General features: G+C 64.3%; 14 protein-coding genes and 1 pseudogene. 8 read left to right on the top strand and 7 right to left on the bottom strand.

Translation table 11 applies throughout. The features are described from left to right. Positions 1 to 337: 337 nt before the first annotated feature. A complete protein-coding gene (locus QNN99_RS08680; RefSeq protein WP_229966059.1) occupies positions 338 to 1,327 on the top strand; it encodes a lantibiotic dehydratase C-terminal domain-containing protein in 990 nt (329 codons plus the stop codon). Between the two features lie 153 nt (positions 1,328 to 1,480). On the opposite strand, the gene QNN99_RS08675 is transcribed toward QNN99_RS08680, so the two are convergent. From QNN99_RS08675 to QNN99_RS08655, 5 genes and pseudogenes are all read right to left on the bottom strand, one after another. Continuing rightward, positions 1,481 to 1,612 carry a hypothetical protein gene (locus QNN99_RS08675; RefSeq protein WP_269439179.1) on the bottom strand — a complete coding sequence of 44 codons (132 nt, stop codon included), beginning with the start codon at positions 1,610 to 1,612 and terminating at the stop codon, positions 1,481 to 1,483. Between the two features lie 222 nt (positions 1,613 to 1,834). Then, positions 1,835 to 2,500 carry a hypothetical protein gene (locus QNN99_RS08670; RefSeq protein ID WP_229966058.1) on the bottom strand — a complete coding sequence of 222 codons (666 nt, stop codon included), beginning with the start codon at positions 2,498 to 2,500 and terminating at the stop codon, positions 1,835 to 1,837. 156 nt (positions 2,501 to 2,656) lie between these two features. Continuing rightward, on the bottom strand, positions 2,657 to 3,799 hold the full coding sequence (locus QNN99_RS08665) for a ThuA domain-containing protein (RefSeq protein ID WP_229966057.1): 1,143 nt from the start codon (positions 3,797 to 3,799) through the stop codon (positions 2,657 to 2,659). Between the two features lie 299 nt (positions 3,800 to 4,098). After that, positions 4,099 to 4,920 (bottom strand): annotated as a pseudogene (locus QNN99_RS08660) (sugar phosphate isomerase/epimerase family protein); the annotation flags it as partial. A gap of 94 nt (positions 4,921 to 5,014) precedes the next feature. Beyond that, entirely contained in the window at positions 5,015 to 5,653 is a 639-nt protein-coding gene (locus tag QNN99_RS08655) for a hypothetical protein (RefSeq protein ID WP_229966056.1), read from the bottom strand. A gap of 282 nt (positions 5,654 to 5,935) precedes the next feature. Here QNN99_RS08655 and QNN99_RS08650 point away from each other — a divergent pair, with 282 nt between their 5' ends. From QNN99_RS08650 to QNN99_RS08625, 6 genes are read left to right on the top strand one after another with little or no spacing between them, the layout of a single operon-like run. After that, the gene (locus QNN99_RS08650) at positions 5,936 to 7,408 is read left to right on the top strand and encodes a fumarylacetoacetate hydrolase family protein (protein WP_229966055.1); all 1,473 of its coding nucleotides are present in this window, start codon (positions 5,936 to 5,938) and stop codon (positions 7,406 to 7,408) included. Continuing rightward, positions 7,405 to 8,115 (top strand): GntR family transcriptional regulator, encoded by a 711-nt coding sequence (locus QNN99_RS08645; protein WP_229966054.1) that lies wholly within the window; start codon positions 7,405 to 7,407, stop codon positions 8,113 to 8,115. The genes QNN99_RS08650 and QNN99_RS08645 overlap by 4 nt, the downstream gene beginning before the upstream one ends. 35 nt (positions 8,116 to 8,150) lie before the next feature. Continuing rightward, a complete protein-coding gene (gene hpaE, locus QNN99_RS08640) occupies positions 8,151 to 9,668 on the top strand; it encodes a 5-carboxymethyl-2-hydroxymuconate semialdehyde dehydrogenase (RefSeq protein WP_229966053.1) in 1,518 nt (505 codons plus the stop codon). A 44-nt stretch (positions 9,669 to 9,712) separates the two neighbouring features. Next, a complete protein-coding gene (gene hpaD, locus QNN99_RS08635; protein WP_231712728.1) occupies positions 9,713 to 10,816 on the top strand; it encodes a 3,4-dihydroxyphenylacetate 2,3-dioxygenase in 1,104 nt (367 codons plus the stop codon). A gap of 28 nt (positions 10,817 to 10,844) precedes the next feature. Further along, on the top strand, positions 10,845 to 11,630 hold the full coding sequence (gene hpaH, locus QNN99_RS08630) for a 2-oxo-hept-4-ene-1,7-dioate hydratase (protein ID WP_229966052.1): 786 nt from the start codon (positions 10,845 to 10,847) through the stop codon (positions 11,628 to 11,630). Continuing rightward, positions 11,615 to 12,424 (top strand): HpcH/HpaI aldolase family protein, encoded by an 810-nt coding sequence (locus tag QNN99_RS08625; protein WP_229966051.1) that lies wholly within the window; start codon positions 11,615 to 11,617, stop codon positions 12,422 to 12,424. The genes hpaH and QNN99_RS08625 overlap by 16 nt, the downstream gene beginning before the upstream one ends. Before the next feature lie 10 nt (positions 12,425 to 12,434). Here QNN99_RS08625 and QNN99_RS08620 read toward each other — a convergent pair whose 3' ends face one another. Both QNN99_RS08620 and QNN99_RS08615 read right to left on the bottom strand, forming a co-directional pair. Continuing rightward, the gene (locus tag QNN99_RS08620; RefSeq protein ID WP_229966050.1) at positions 12,435 to 13,121 is read right to left on the bottom strand and encodes a M23 family metallopeptidase; all 687 of its coding nucleotides are present in this window, start codon (positions 13,119 to 13,121) and stop codon (positions 12,435 to 12,437) included. Then, positions 13,118 to 14,326: a low temperature requirement protein A gene (locus QNN99_RS08615; RefSeq protein ID WP_229966049.1), complete on the bottom strand. Its 1,209-nt coding sequence runs from the start codon at positions 14,324 to 14,326 to the stop codon at positions 13,118 to 13,120. The genes QNN99_RS08620 and QNN99_RS08615 overlap by 4 nt, the downstream gene beginning before the upstream one ends. A gap of 111 nt (positions 14,327 to 14,437) precedes the next feature. Between QNN99_RS08615 and QNN99_RS08610 the strand changes: the two genes are divergently transcribed. Then, positions 14,438 to 15,328, top strand: a complete 891-nt coding sequence (locus QNN99_RS08610; protein ID WP_229966048.1) for an alpha/beta hydrolase family protein — start codon at positions 14,438 to 14,440, stop codon at positions 15,326 to 15,328. Positions 15,329 to 15,347 lie beyond the last annotated feature (19 nt).

Below are 15,347 nucleotides of genomic sequence, written 5' to 3'. Positions count from 1 at the left end.
GGCCAAGAAATCGGGGCCAGCTCGGCGTAGTCCGTGTAGTCGGCGGCACCGTCGGTTTCCAGCACGCCCTGGATGTTGTGTTCCGGGGAGATGCGGATTGCGGTGTGTTCGGCGCCGATGGCCTCGCCACCGTCGTCAACCAGAAAGGAGCGATGCAGCGCGCGTCGCTGGTTCACAAACCCCATAGTCGCACTGCGTGCGCAGGAAAAGCCCCCTGGCACAAATGGGAAATTTCCTAAGGCCCGTATGGACATTCCACACATTTTGGCAACACACTGTTGGCAACTCACCTACCGAAGTCAAGACGATCAGTTTTGGGGATTATAGGAGCCACGTCATGCAATCGACCACTGTTCATCGAGGAGCAGCTACCCGTCCTGTGCAGCAACACGCCAGCACAACTACCTTGTGGTCCATCCTGACTATTGAGCCGGAGCGTAAGGATGTCGGCGACGACATTATCCGCCATATTGTTGCCCCTTTGTCTTCCCAAGTGCCGGCCGGGGAGGGATACCGGTTTCGGTTGTCACGCACGCTGGAATCCGACCATCAGGCTGTGCTCCTGCATTTGCTTGCCACCGACGACGTCGCTCAGCGCCTATGGAAGTTTGCGGACGCGCTGGCGATCGAAAACGTTGCCACGCTGGGTACCGTGAAGACCTTCCACTCGCCGGGGGTCGTTTATCCGCCACGGCCGGGCGAACCGGTACCCGGGGTGGTGGAAGCGGGACTTGCACGGTTCGGTGGGCCAAAGGGCTTGGACCTGGCAGCGGAGATTGCTGAGGTGTCCTCGGATCTGGCTTTGTGGGCGGTCAACCGCTTTCCCAGCCTCAACATACGCTCGATGCTGGCTGCCCTAATTCTCTTCGACACCGGCCACGCCATGATGCGGGGCCCCCGGTCCGCGGTTTGGCCCGACCGCAGAACCACTAGCTGGGACTACTACTGGAACGCTCATCTCCACGCCTGTACAGCTTCTTTTGGTCCGCACGCTGCGCAGGCGCGCAGTGCAATGAGGGCCCGGAATGCACCACGGATTGTGCCCGCACACAGGATGATGGCCGCCCTTGCCTCGGAGCCGGCGGTGGATATCTGGCGGAAGCGCTGGGCGAGGGCCATCGATGAGTATTTGTACCGGGCGGACAAACAACGCGTCAGTCGCAGTGCGCTGCAGCTGGCCATGGGGGCCAGCCAGATGGCACTCAACGGGCTGGGCTTTTCGTTGAGGGAGCAGGCGGCCCTTGGCCTTTACGCGTCTGCCTGGAGTAAGGATATAGAAGCGCAGTATTCCGGTGAGGGGCGCTCGTCGCGGCTGGCAAAGCACTAAGACAGAAACACGAAACGACGGCAGGCCTCCCGCACTAGGCGGAAAACCTGCCGCCGTCGTACGTTCAGGAGAGAACCACCTGGCCGCCGATCGCGGCGCCCGCTGCTGACCGGACGGCTGCTGCGCCGGCTTGCCCTGGTCTGGGCCGGCGAGTCAGTGCTGTACCTGCCGGTTGGTTTCATCACCGATCTTCACGCCGGTGGGCCAGGACAGTTCCTGGGCGCTGAAGCCGATGCGGCTATAGAGCTGGGGGTAGCGGGCGAGTCGCTTTTCGATGCCGGGCATTCGGGTCTGCCCGTCGATCCGTAGCCTGTGCGGACGAGCTGGGTGTCGAGCAGAAGGCCAACATGTCCTGCGGGCAGGACCAATTCATCCCGTGCCGGCAGACCGGGTGGATGGGAACTGCTGAAGAACCCGGGACAACAGGGCATGGGTAGGGGCGCATTCCTTCGAGGTACTCGGACTCCTCCTGGATAAGGTTGCAGGCGCACAACGCAGACATCTTCCTTATTCTGCGTCGTGAAATTCCATCGGTACCGCATCGGGATCGCCGTCTGGAGCTAGAAAAACGTGCATATGGCCGCCCCCAGAATCTATGGTCAGAGTATCCAATTGGGCCGCTCCAGCCTGCCAAAGACGAACTGCAGCGTCGCGTCGCTCAGCAACACTGTCAAGCAAAAGGTTCCGATCCTCGGCAGGGCTTGATGAGAGTCGGTTGTAGTCCTGGACCGCCGTTAGAAGTAACTGGGCCGCACCGACGAAGGCTTCCTGCGCAACCGACTGATCGCTCGTTCCCTCTTCAACAGTCTCGAAAGCCGTCGCCGCAACACTGAGGTCGCGCATCCATGCGTCGACATCACTTGTATCAGCAAACGGGGGGCTATCTGCTTGCTCCACGGGTACTGCAGTTGCTAGCCCCTCCAAAGTGCGTGCCATGCGTCCGTGTGCCGTTTCTGCTGCCATTCCAAGGTCTTTGGTGATCTCAGCCTTTTCAAGAGCCTGCCCTTTAGAAAGCTCTTTGGCGATAGCTTCGACTGACCCGGGGGCGGGCGCGATCTCAGCAGTCGTTGCTCGCATACTCATGGATGCGGCGACCGCTCCTACAAAGATGACTGCAATGGTTATTAGAACAATCACCCATGTAAGAGAAAACCTGCGCGTCTCGCGGTTCAAAAGATGAAGCCACCTTTGTGGAGGAAAGTGTTTTGGAGCTAGGCGATTTTCTCACGATACACGGCTTATACATCGCGAATGTGTGCAGTAGTTTCCGTAAGGCCCTGCCGTACTACGTCCCGCGGTGGCAATACGTAGTACGGCAGGCTCTTGCAGCTAGTTGTGCTCTTCTTGCCAAATCTGTAAGTCACGAACTTTCTCAGTCAGCAGAACCTGCACCTGAGATCCACGGCCGACGTGAGCCTTAACCTGAGCCGCGGCTGCATTGAGCTTATCTGCCGAATCAGCGTGCCGACCAGCCTCCGCTAGGTCCTTTGCCTTATCCAATTGTTTGGTCACCTGTGCCGCCGCTTTCGCAGAGACCGCTCCTTCGGCAACCAGGTCACCAATCAATGATTCGACTTCGTGCCACGTGACGCAGTCGCCACCTCCACTGACTGCGCCAGCGGACCAGGAGATACCCCCTAGAAGGTGCTGCAGGAAGGCAGGGTCTGTGTACGATGCTTCGGTGTGTCCTCCGCCGGTGTACCACGAACGAGATGACTCGAAGTTATGGCACCAAGCTATCGGATGATCGGAACCCATCGCACCACGACGAGCGTTGTAGGTTGTCTCGTCGAGATTTATGAGAACACGAACAGCGTCGCGCGGACTCTGATTGAAGTTGTACCACTCATCAAAACGCGTCCATGTTTCTGGGAGATGCTCTGTTGAAGGATGGGTCCGGTCCTCAACCAGCTGAGAAGCAGTCTGCTGCTCTGGATGGCTGATGAATCGAGCACCGCCGCCGGTCAACTGGCTATACCACGGGACAGTGTGCATAGAATCTGTCGCCGCGTGAACACCCGCAAAACCACCACCGGAACGGATATATCCCTGAAAAGCGGCCAACTCAGTTTCATTTAGAAGCGTCGGCGTTGCAGGGTCGAGGGAATTGGTTCCATCAACCGTGGAGACAAAGACAATGGTTTCGTATTTGGCAAGATCAGAGGAGGTCGTGAAGGGTGTGCTGGGTAGGGTCCGGTCGGGCTGTCCCTGATTACCCGGTGACGTTGCAGGATCCCACACGTCAACACTGAACCCATTGGCGTTACCAAGTGCCATGATGGCGGTAGTGGCTTCATCAATACTGCTGTGACGAAAGCCCGTCGTTTTTCCTACGACGAGCACATCGTAAGGTTCCGCCATTCCAATCTGATCGGAACCGGCTTCAGCTTGAGCGGGAGTCATTGCTAACACGGGCACGACAAGCGCTACCCCACATGCTCCGAGGGCTGCCTGACTGATAAATCGCTTCATTGCGCTCCTTAGTCATTCAATCGACAATGCCTCTGGATCGGCGATTACCGAACTGGACACACGATCTGAAGCCGTCGAAGCAGCACCTAGCGCACCTCACGAGGAATAAGCGCTGGTCGACAACATATTCAGGTTAGCTTCTAACCTGCTGAAAGGTCTAGGTAAAAGTGATCTTTAAATTTTCCCAGACCAGAGCGATCGTATGACTTTCATGTCGGGGGCAGCACTCACTAGCGAGATGTCTTTTCAGACGATCTCGCCGTTTGGTTGAATAGGCCCGGCCAACAGCATTCCAGCGCTCAGGCTTCCTGGCTGAAGGCGGCATCGAACGAGGTGTCCGATGGCGCGAAGCCGAAGCGTTTCAGGAACGCCAGGGCCTCGGGCGCCCCTTGCAGGCGGTCCATTCCGGCGTCCTCCCACTCCACCGAGATGGGACCGGTGTAGCCGATGGCCGTCAGCGCCCGGAAGTTGTCCTCCCAGGGAAAGTCGCCGCGGCCCGTCGAGACGAAGTCCCACCCCCGGCGCGGATCCCCCCAGGGCAGGTGCGAGGACATGATGCCGTTGCGGCCGCCGCCCATCCGCATCTTCGTGTCCTTGCAATCCACGTGGTAGATCCGGTCCTCGAAGTCGGAGATGAACGCCACCGGGTCTATCTGCTGCCACATGAAGTGGCTCGGATCCCAGTTGAGACCAAAGGCCGGGCGGTATCCGATCGCCTCGAGGGTGCGCTGCGTGGACCAGTAGTCGTAGGCGATCTCGGAGGGGTGGACCTCGTGGGCGAAGCGCACTCCGCACTCGTCGAAGACGTCGAGGATGGGGTTCCAGCGATCCGCGAAGTCCTGGTATCCGGCGTCGATCGCGGAAGCGGGCACCGGGGGGAACATGGCCACGTACTGCCAGATGGAGGAGCCCGTGAAACCGACCACGGTGTCCACGCCGAGTTTCTTTGCGAGCCGCGCGGTCAGCTTCATCTCCTCCGCTGCGCGCTGCCGGACTCCCTCGGGGTCGCCGTCGCCCCACACCTTCGGCCCCACGATGGCCTGGTGCCGGAAGTCGATCGGGTTGTCGCAGACGGCCTGGCCCTTGAGGTGGTTAGAGATGGCCCAGACCTTCAGGCCGTGCGCTCGAGGATCGAAGGAGGGAGTCGGCTGGCGGTTCTCCGAGACGGCCTCGACGAAGTCCTTCACCTGGTGATGATCTGCTGCTCTGGGCCGTCTATGAGCGCGACACCGACGGGCAGATAAGCGCGCACATTACCGGCATCGAACTTGAGGATCTCAGTTCCAACACCCCCGAACTCCGGGCCGCCCTATCCCTGCTGGGACTCTCCTGCCGGGAACGGAACTGGATTCCGTCGCAGAAATCCGAGCCGTCAGGATTTTTCCGGGTCCACAGGAACTGTGACTCCTGGGTGAGCAGCCGGTTTTCCGCGTTCTTCAGCGCAGCGGCGTCGAAGTCCTTCAGGTTGTAGGCCAGAGCTTTGCCCTTGAACAGCGGATGCAGGGCCGCTACCGTCTCGGCGGCCGTGATATCAACATAGCGGCCCGTCAGACGAGCTGTGCCGGCGACCCGGCTCACCAGCCACTGGTCAATGTCCAGTTCCCCGGGACGTGCGCTGGGGAACTGCTCCGCATCATCGTCATCCTCAACGATGTCATCGATCTCGATCTCGGCCCCGTTCCACCGCGCGTCCTCCACGCAACCGCAATCGCCACAGTCATCCGCGTAACCGGTGGCACCTTCCGCCTGGTCGACAGACTCGTCACCCAGATAGAACGCATCCAAAAACTCAACAAGCTCGACGGGCTCACACCAGAAATCGTCGACGCCGCCCGCTCTCTCCTTATCGGCCATTTAAATGTCGCTAGAAACAGGCCAGTTACCTCTGCGACTCACATGCGATCGCGCAGTCTTAGCGGCGCTGAGTGTCCTGCAGCTATGTATTGGAACTTCTCATTGAGCTTTTTGATGCGGTCCTTTGATGCAAGACACTTTTGGCTAATTCGGGCGGCAACCGTCGGCGTGTGTCGAGCCGCCGTTTGAGAACTCGCACGGCCGGGCTAAGAAGACTCTTGACGTGACCCGCACCACATGTAACCTGATCATATACGATTTCGTACTTGATCCAGGAGAGACATGGGCAACGACGCCACCAAGGACACGCTGAAGCAGGCCGGCAAGGTCATTGCCGTCCACATCAACTACCCTTCACGGGCAGCAGAACGCGGACGCACCCCGGAACAGCCCTCCTACTTCCTCAAGCCCAGCTCCTCCCTGGCCCTGACCGGCGGCGCCGTGGAGCGCCCGGTCGGCTGCGAACTGCTCGGCTTCGAAGGCGAAATCGCCCTCGTCATCGGCAAGATCGCTCGCCGCGTAACCGTCGAAGACGCGTGGAGCTACGTCGGGGGAGTGACCGCCAGCAATGACCTGGGCGTGTACGACCTGCGCTGGGCAGACAAAGGCTCCAACCTCCGCTCCAAGGGCGGTGACGGCTTCACCCCCGTCGGCCCCCACATCCTCGACGCCTCAACTATCGACCCCGCCGCACTGCGCGTCCGCACCTGGGTCAACGGCGAACTCGCGCAGGACGACACCACCGCTGACCTGCTCTTCCCCTTCGCACGGTTGGTTGCGGACCTTTCCCAGCTGCTCACCCTGGAACCGGGCGACCTGATCCTTACCGGAACCCCCGCCGGTGCCTCCGTGGCCGTGCCGGGCGACCGCCTCGAGGTCGAAGTCGACGTTCCCGGCACGGACAAAACCACCGGCCGCCTCACCACCACCGTCACCGAAGGCACGACGCCGCTGGCACGCTTCGGCGCCCAGCCGAAAATCGACGACAAGCAGCGCGAAGAAGCCTGGGGCTCCGCAGAAAAGGCCGGCCTCGCCCCGCAGCAGGAACAGCCCAAAACCCTTACCCCGGAACTCAAAGCCAAACTCGAATCCGTTGCCACCGCCACCCTGTCCTCGCAGATGCGCGCCCGCGGCCTGAACAACGTCTCCATCGACGGCCTCACCGGCACCAAGACCGGCCGCAAGGTCGTCGGCACCGCCCGCACCCTGCGCTTCGTCCCCAACCGCGAGGACCTCTTCAAGACCCACGGCGGCGGCTACAACGCGCAGAAACGCGCCATCGACTCCGTGGGGGAGGGCGAAATCCTGGTCATGGAAGCCCGCGGCGAAAAGGGCACGGGCACTCTGGGCGACATCCTCGCCCTGCGCGCCAAGCACAACGGCGCCGCAGCCATCATCACCGACGGCGGCGTCCGCGACTACTCCACCGTCGCCGGCATCGACCTGCCCGTCTACTGCGCCAACCCGCACCCCGCCGTCCTCGGCCGCAAGCACGTCCCCTGGGACACCGACATCACCATCGCCTGCGGCGGCGCCACCGTGCAGCCCGGCGACATCATCGTGGCCGACGACGACGGCATCCTCGTCATCCCGCCGGCCATCGCCGAGGAGCTGGTGGAGGCCTGCCTGAAGCAGGAACACCAGGAAGAGTTCATCGCCGAAATGGTGAAGGCCGGCCACGGTGTCGACGGGCTGTACCCGATGAACGCCGCTTGGAAGGAAAAGTACGAGGCCTGGGCAGCGGAACAGGCATGAGCAGCGTGAGTGGCCCCGCGACCGGCACCGGGCAAGCCAGCAGCACCGCCACCGGCTCCAAATCGGAGCAGGCTTATACCCAGCTGAAGGACCGCATCCTCGGCGGAGAAATGAGCCCGGGCTACCGCCTGGTGCTCAGCAGTATCGCCACGGAGATGGGCTTCAGTGTGGTCCCCGTCCGGGAAGCCATCCGCCGGCTCGAAGCCGAAGGGCTGGTGCACTTTGAACGCAACGTGGGCGCCACAGTGGCCGGCATCGATCCGGACCTGTACCTGCACACCATGCAGACCCTCAGCATCATCGAAGGCGCCGCCACCGCCCTGGCCGCCCCGGACATCAGCAAAGAGGAACTGGCGAAAGCCCGGGAACTCAACAACCAAATGCGCGAGGTCCTGGACAACTTCGACCCGGTCCGCTTCACCGCCCTGAACACCGAGTTCCACGCCCTGCTCTACGCCCGCTGCCCCAACCCGCACATCCTGGACCTGGTGCACCGCGGCTGGAACCGGCTGGGCCGGATACGCTCCTCCGTCTTCCGATACGTCCCGGACCGCGCGCACGCTTCGGTGTCCGAACACGAAGCGCTGCTGCACCTGATCGAGGCACACGCCCCGGCCCCCGACGTCGAACACGCCGCCCGCGCGCACCGCACCAACACGCTCAACGCCTTCCTGGCTCAGAACCACCAGCCGCCCTCACCGATCTAAAAGCCTTCCGATATAAAGACTCGAAAGAGGAAACTATGAGCACGCACTTCGTCCCGGAGAACCTGCCCACCCACATCCAGCACTTCATCAACGGCAAGTTCGTGGACTCCGCCAGCGGTGCCACCTTCGACGTGCTGGATCCGGTCACCAACAAGACCTACGCCACCGCCGCCGCGGGCCAGAAGGAAGACATCGCCGCCGCCGTCGCCGCCGCCCGCGAAGCCTTCGTCAACGGCCCGTGGCCGAAGATGAAGCCGCGCGAACGCGCCCGCATCCTCAACAGGATCGCCGACGCGGTCGAAGCCCAGGAAGAACGCCTGGCCGAAATGGAAACCTTCGACACGGGCCTGCCCATCACCCAGGCCAAGGGCCAGGCCCTGCGCGCCGCGGAGAACTTCCGCTTCTTCGCGGACCTGATCGTGGCCCAGTTCGACGACGCCATGAAGGTCCCCGGCGCCCAGATCAACTACGTGAACCGCAAGCCCATCGGCGTCGCCGGGCTCATCACCCCGTGGAACACCCCGTTTATGCTCGAGTCCTGGAAGCTTGCCCCGGCCCTGGCCACCGGCAACACCGTGGTGCTCAAGCCGGCCGAGTTCACCCCGCTGTCCGCCTCGCTCTGGGCCGACATCTTCACCGACGCCGGCGTTCCCGCCGGGGTGTTCAACCTGGTCAACGGCCTCGGCGAGGAAGCCGGCGACGCGCTGGTGAAGCACCCGCAGGTCCCGCTGATCTCCTTCACCGGCGAAACCACCACCGGGCAGACGATCTTCCGCAACGCCGCCGAAAACCTCAAGGGCCTGTCCATGGAGCTCGGCGGCAAGAGCCCCTGCGTCATCTTCGCCGACGCGGACCTCAACGCCGCGATCGATTCCGCACTGTTTGGCGTCTTCTCCCTCAACGGCGAACGCTGCACCGCCGGCTCCCGCATCCTGGTCGAACGACCCGGCTACGACGAATTCTGCGAACGCTTCGCCGCCCGCGCCAAGACCATCGTCGTCGGCGACCCGCACGATCCGAAGACCCAGGTGGGCGCCCTCGTGCATCCCGAACACTTCGACAAGGTCGCCTCCTACGTGGAAATCGGCAAGACCGAAGGCCGCCTGCTCGCCGGCGGCGGACGCCCCGAAGGGCTCGAGGAGGGCAACTACATTGCACCCACCGTCTTCGCCGACGTCGCCCCGGACGCGCGGATCTTCCAGGAGGAGATCTTCGGCCCCGTTGTCGCCATCACCCCCTTCGACACCGAAGCCGAGGCCCTGGAACTGGCCAACAACACCAAGTACGGCCTCGCCGCCTACATCTGGACGCAGGACCTCACCCGCGCGCACAACTTCGCGCAGAACACCGAGGCCGGCATGGTCTGGCTCAACAGCCACAACGTCCGCGACCTGCGCACTCCGTTTGGGGGTGTGAAGGCCTCCGGCCTGGGCCACGAGGGCGGCTACCGCTCCATCGACTTCTACACCGACCAGCAGGCCGTGCACATTTCCCTGGGCAAGGTCCACACCCCGAAGTTCGGGACCGACGACGCCGCCAAGGTCGACGGCTAACCCTTCCCCGACACTTCCCCCGCCTTTTGCAAAGGAGCAAAACCATGGAGATCGAAAGCCGCATTCCCACCCCGAGCATCGCCCCGCCGGACATTGTCCGCTGCGCCTACACGGACCTGGTGGTCACCGATCTGGAACGGTCCCGGAAGTTCTACGTGGATGTCCTGGGCCTGCACGTCACCGAAGAGGACGACGACGCCATCTACCTGCGCTCCCTTGAGGAGTTCATCCACCACAACCTGGTGCTGCGCAAGGGTCCGGTGGCCGCCGTCGCCGCCCTGGCCTACCGCGTCCGCACCCCCGAAGACGTGGACGTCGCCGAGGCCTACTACCAGGAACTGGGCTGCCGCACCGAACGACGGAAGGACGGCTTCACCAAGGGCATCGGCGACTCTGTGCGGGTGGAGGATCCGCTGGGCTTCCCCTACGAGTTCTTCTACGAAACCGAGCACGTGGAACGCCTCACCCAGCGCTACGACCTCTACTCCGCCGGGGAACTCGTCCGCCTGGACCACTTCAACCAGGTCACCCCGGACGTGCCCCGCGGCCGCGCCTATCTGGAGGACCTGGGCTTCCGCGTCTCCGAGGACATCAAGGATTCCGACGGCGTCACCTACGCCGCCTGGATGCACCGCAAGCACACCGTCCATGACACCGCCCTGACTGGCGGCGACGGCCCGCGGATGCACCACCTGGCCTTCGCGACGCATGAAAAGCACAACATCATCCAGATCTGCGACAAGATGGGCGCCCTGCGCATCTCCGACCGGATTGAACGCGGCCCCGGCCGGCACGGCGTCTCCAACGCCTTCTACCTCTACATCCTGGATCCGGACGACCACCGCATCGAGATCTATACGCAGGACTATTACACCGGCGATCCGGACAACCCCACCATCACCTGGGACGTCCACGACAACCAGCGCCGCGACTGGTGGGGTAACCCCGTGGTCCCGTCCTGGTACACCGAGGCCTCCCTGGTGCTGGACCTGGACGGCAACCCGCAGCCGCTCACCGCCCGCACCGAGACCTCCGAAATGGCGGTCACCATTGGCGCCGACGGGTTCTCCTACACCCGCCCCGACGACGACGCCGGCAGCTCCGAGGGCGAGGCCGCGCAGGGCTTCAAAATCGGCACCCAGCTCTAGACCGTCAGATCAAACAGAAAGCAGAGCCGTGCTAGATCAACAGACTCTCCGGGCGGTGGCCGATGAGCTGCTCGAAGCCCAACGCACCCGCACCCCGGTGCCGCGCCTGACCACGCGCTACCCCAACATGACCATCGAGGACTCCTACGCGGTGCAGAACCTGTGGCGGGAGCGGATGATCGCTGCCGGGCGGTCCCTGGCCGGCCACAAGATCGGCCTCACTTCCAAGGCCATGCAGGCCGCCACCGGCATCACCGAACCCGACTACGGCGTCATCCTCGACGACATGGTGCTGGAAAACGGCTGCACGCTGGAGTGGGACCGCTACACCCATCCCCGTGTGGAGGTGGAGCTGGCGTTCGTGCTGGGCAAGCCGCTCTCCGGGCCGAACTGCACGCTCTTCGATGTCCTGCATGCCACGGACTACGTGGTGCCCGCACTGGAAATCCTGGACTCCCGGATCGAGATGGAGGGCCGGACCATCGTGGACACCATCGCGGACAACGCGGCGATGGGCGCCATGGTGGTCGGCGGCAATGCGGTGAAACCAGCCGACGTCGACCTGCGCTGGGTGTCGGCGCTGCTCTACCGGAACCAGAGTATCGAGGAGACCGGCGTCGCCGCCGGAGTGCTCAACCATCCCGCCGCCGGCGTGTACTGGCTGGCGAACAAACTGTCCGCCCACGGCACCTCGCTGGAAGCCGGAGAAATCATCCTGGCCGGATCCTTTACCCGCCCGATGTGGGTCTACAAGGGGGATTCGGTCTACGCAGACTACGGACCGTTGGGAACCATCACATGCCGATTCGAGTAAACGCCGAGGAAACCTTCGGAGCCCGGCTGGCCACTGCCGGCCGGCATCAGGCCGGCATGTGGGTCTGTTCCGGCAGCCCGCTGGTTGCCGAAATCTGCGCTGGCTCCGGGCTGGACTGGCTGCTGATCGACGCAGAGCACAGTCCCAACGGGCTGGAGTCGCTGCTGGCGCAGCTGCAGGCGGTGCACGGCTACCCGGTTAGCCCGGTGGTCCGGCCGCCGTCGGGCGACCCGGTGCTGCTCAAGCAGTACCTGGACCTGGGGGCGCAGAACCTGCTGATTCCCATGGTTGACACGCCCGAGCAGGCCGCCGAGCTGGTCCGGGCCGTGCGGTATCCGCCGCAGGGCATCCGGGGTGTGGGCAGTGCCCTGGCTCGGGCCTCGCGCTGGAACCGGATCGAGGGGTACCTCGAGAACGCCGCCGAGTCCGTAACGCTGCTGGTGCAGATCGAAACGGCCGCCGCCGTGGAGAACGTGGCGGCGATTGCCGCGGTGGACGGGGTGGACGGGCTGTTCATCGGGCCGTCGGACCTCGCCGCGTCCATGGGACATCTCGGCCAGCAGGAGCATCCCGAGGTGATTGCCGCCGTCGAGCACTGCATCCGCACCGTGAAGGCCGCCGGGAAACCGGTGGGCGTGAACGCGTTCGCTGAAGCCGCCGCCCGGCGCTACCTCGACGCCGGCGTGGACTTCATCCTGGTGGGCGCCGACGTCGCACTCCTGGCCCGGGGCAGCGAAGCCCTGGCCGCGAAGTATCTCCCCGCCGCCGACGACGGCGTCCGCGCGAGTTACTGACGGCTCGTCCTCAGGGTGCCTCCACCGTGGAGGCCTCCTGCGGCAGCATGTTCTCGCGGGGGAGAAAGGTGCTGCCGCGGGCGGGCTTCTCGCCGAAGGACCGGAAAACCAGCGGCAGTCCGCGGGCTGTCCACGGGTCCGTTCCGTCCATTGCCTGCACGTGCACATGGGGCTGGGTGGAGTTGCCGGAGTTCCCGCAGGCCGCGATCTGCTGACCCTCGCGGACCTGCTCTCCGGTGCGAACACGGACAGTGCCGGCCTGCAGATGCATCACGCCCACCACCGCGTTGCCGTCGGGCGTTGCGATGAGGACATAGTTGCCCGCAACGGCTCCGATTCCGCTGCGCAGCCGGGCCGGCTGGCCCAGCAGGTAGGGGAGGAGGGCCAGCTGGGAACGGCGCGCCTCGTGGTCCTGCTCGCCGTCGTGCACCGCGACAACCTCGCCGGCGACCGGAGCGAGGATCGGGCGCCCGAAGGCGAAGAACAGCTCCGGAGGTTCGGTGGCGAACGCCGTCCGCCAACCGACGGCGGGAGCCGACCGGCCGGCGTCGTCCACTCCCACGAAGTCGATGGCATACGTGGTGGCGAGCAGATGGGTGCCGTGGCTGGGCACCCGGCGCAGGGGACTGTTTTCCACCCTCCACTTTCCGGTGAAGGGAAGGGACACCGCCACGGTACCGTCCTGACCAATTGTCATGGTTCCAGGCTTCTGCCCCGGATGCGTCCCCTGGGCCCGGCGTACCGCACGTTTTCCACGGCCACCAACGCGGCAATGATGACGGTGACGAGCAGGAGGGCCGCCAGGGAAGTGAGCTGGGGCCGAGCGGCCAGCAGGGCCAGCAGGAGTGCGGCCGTTCCGAGGCGCCACTTTTTCCAGCCGGCGCCCATCCGCCGCCAGAAGGCCGCAATGGCAAGCAGGTACAGTGCCGGTCCGCCGAACAACGCGAAGGCCCCGACGCGGCCCAGGCTTTTCCCCTCCTCCACATGCGCCAGCGCGTCCTCCACGCCCAGGGCAGTGAGGACAATCCCGGCCACGAGGGGCAGATGCAGGAAGGTGTACGCGACGACGGCGGCCGAGGAGCGGGCGGCTCCGTGCAGTGCGGCGAAGCGGTGTTCGGCAGCGATTGCCGTGACGTCGAAGTAGAGCCACCAGAGTCCGATGGACAGGCAGATTCCTGCCGCCGCACCGGTAAGCACCGGTACGCTCACGGGCACCTCGGACGCGCCGGCACCGATGGAAACGATGGATTCGCCGAGCGCGAGGATGACCACGAGCCCGTACCGTTCGGTCCAGTGCGCGGCGGACTGAACCCGCCAGTTCCCGTGCCACGAGATGAGGAAGGTGAGGCCGGTGTCCAGCACCATGCCGGCCAGCCAGAACCAGGTCTGTGCGGGTCCGCCCAGCAGCGCCCCGGTGATGACCAGCGCCGCTCCCAGGACAGCGGTGACGGTCAGTTTGGCGATCTGGCGCCGCAGGGGCTGATCGTTCCCGGCCGCATACACGTACAGGCCCAGGTGCAGGATCCGGACCGCGGTGTAGGCCAGGGCAAGGACCAGCGGGCCGTCGAGTCCGCCGTCGAGGTCGTCGAAGGCCTCCGGAATGGCCAGCGCGGCAATGAAAATCGCCACCATGACGGCGGACAGGCCGAACCGCATGAGTCCTTCATCGGCGTGCGCCTGGTTCGCGAGCCAGGAGAAGGGCGCCCAGGACCACCACAGCAGAACCAGGATGACGATCCCCTGCAGCACACCCAGGAATGAGTACTCATGCACCATGAACCCGGTGACCTGGGTGAAGGCGAACACGAACACCAGGTCAAAGAACAGCTCAAAGGTGGTGACCCGGTGCGTCTCATCCGAGATGCGGGCAGCAGAGCGCGGCGGGCGCGGCAGATGCGGCATGGCACCAAGGATAGGAGGCCTCCAGCCGTGAATCACCCCTGCAGTGCCCGGCCGCTCCGGCTGGCAGTATCCGCGGTAAATGAAACCCGACGTCCCGGGTATATTGTTCGCATGCCCAACAAGAATGTGTTCCCCACCACTTCCGATCGGATCAGGGTTCCGGTGGCCGGCGGAGGCGCCGTTGCCGGAACCCTGCGGATACCGGTCGGAGCGTCGCCCGTCGCCGCGGTGGCCATCCATCCGGCGACGGCGGTGGCCGAACGCCTGTACACGGGCTTCGCCGAGTATCTTGCCGAGAACGGATTTGCCGTCTTCACCTACGACTACCGCGGCACCGGGGCCTCCGGCAGCCCGAAGGCCAACCGCACGCTGCGGATGCGGGATTGGATGTTCCAGGATGTCCCCGCGGTGGCTGCCTGGATGGCAGGCAGGTTTCCGGACCTGCCGCAGCTCGCCGTCGGGCACAGCATCGGCGGCCATGCACTGGTCCTCAACAACGGAACCGCCGGCCTCTCCGGGTTTGTCGCCGTCGCATCCCACGGCGGGGTCACCCGGGCCATCGAAAACCGCAGGGAGCGCATCCGGGTGACGCTGGTCCTGCGTGTCCTGGGGCCGCTGGCTGCACGGGTGCTTGGTTTCGTGCCGGGTAAGCGCATGGGGCTCGGTGAGGACATGCCCGGCGCGGCGATGCTGGAATGGAGCCGCTGGTCCCGGATGCCCGGCTACTTCTTTGACGACCCCGGCATGCGGGCGTCCGAGCGGGCTGCCAAGGTGGATACCGACGTCTTCGCCATTGGATTCAGCGATGACCCATGGGCCACGCCGAAGCAGATTGACGCTGTTTACGGCTGCCTGGTCAATGCGGCGGTGGAGCGACGCACCTATACGCCCGACGACGGCGGAGTCCCCGCGATCGGGCACATGGGCTTTTTCCGGCGAGGTGTCCGGGACACCCTCTGGCCGCAGGTCCGGGACTGGCTCAGTGAGCGGGCCGGAACTTAGATGGCGGCAGTTGGCCGGG

The organism is Arthrobacter sp. zg.Y820, assembly GCF_030125555.1.
GTDB lineage: Bacteria > Actinomycetota > Actinomycetes > Actinomycetales > Micrococcaceae > Arthrobacter_B.
Note: the sequence above shows the minus strand (reverse complement) of the source record. Positions and strands in the feature narration are given on the sequence as shown.

Excerpts from the sequence above, each read along its gene's own strand:
- QNN99_RS08680 (WP_229966059.1), top strand. The coding sequence starts at position 338 with ATGCAATCGACCACTGTTCATCGAGGAGCAGCTACCCGTCCTGTGCAG.
- QNN99_RS08675 (WP_269439179.1), bottom strand. The coding sequence starts at position 1,612 with ATGCCCGGCATCGAAAAGCGACTCGCCCGCTACCCCCAGCTCTATAGC.
- QNN99_RS08665 (WP_229966057.1), bottom strand. The coding sequence starts at position 3,799 with ATGAAGCGATTTATCAGTCAGGCAGCCCTCGGAGCATGTGGGGTAGCG.
- QNN99_RS08655 (WP_229966056.1), bottom strand. The coding sequence starts at position 5,653 with ATGGCCGATAAGGAGAGAGCGGGCGGCGTCGACGATTTCTGGTGTGAG.
- QNN99_RS08650 (WP_229966055.1), top strand. The coding sequence starts at position 5,936 with ATGGGCAACGACGCCACCAAGGACACGCTGAAGCAGGCCGGCAAGGTC.
- QNN99_RS08645 (WP_229966054.1), top strand. The coding sequence starts at position 7,405 with ATGAGCAGCGTGAGTGGCCCCGCGACCGGCACCGGGCAAGCCAGCAGC.
- hpaE (WP_229966053.1), top strand. The coding sequence starts at position 8,151 with ATGAGCACGCACTTCGTCCCGGAGAACCTGCCCACCCACATCCAGCAC.
- hpaD (WP_231712728.1), top strand. The coding sequence starts at position 9,713 with ATGGAGATCGAAAGCCGCATTCCCACCCCGAGCATCGCCCCGCCGGAC.
- QNN99_RS08625 (WP_229966051.1), top strand. The coding sequence starts at position 11,615 with ATGCCGATTCGAGTAAACGCCGAGGAAACCTTCGGAGCCCGGCTGGCC.
- QNN99_RS08620 (WP_229966050.1), bottom strand. The coding sequence starts at position 13,121 with ATGACAATTGGTCAGGACGGTACCGTGGCGGTGTCCCTTCCCTTCACC.
- QNN99_RS08615 (WP_229966049.1), bottom strand. The coding sequence starts at position 14,326 with ATGCCGCATCTGCCGCGCCCGCCGCGCTCTGCTGCCCGCATCTCGGAT.
- QNN99_RS08610 (WP_229966048.1), top strand. The coding sequence starts at position 14,438 with ATGCCCAACAAGAATGTGTTCCCCACCACTTCCGATCGGATCAGGGTT.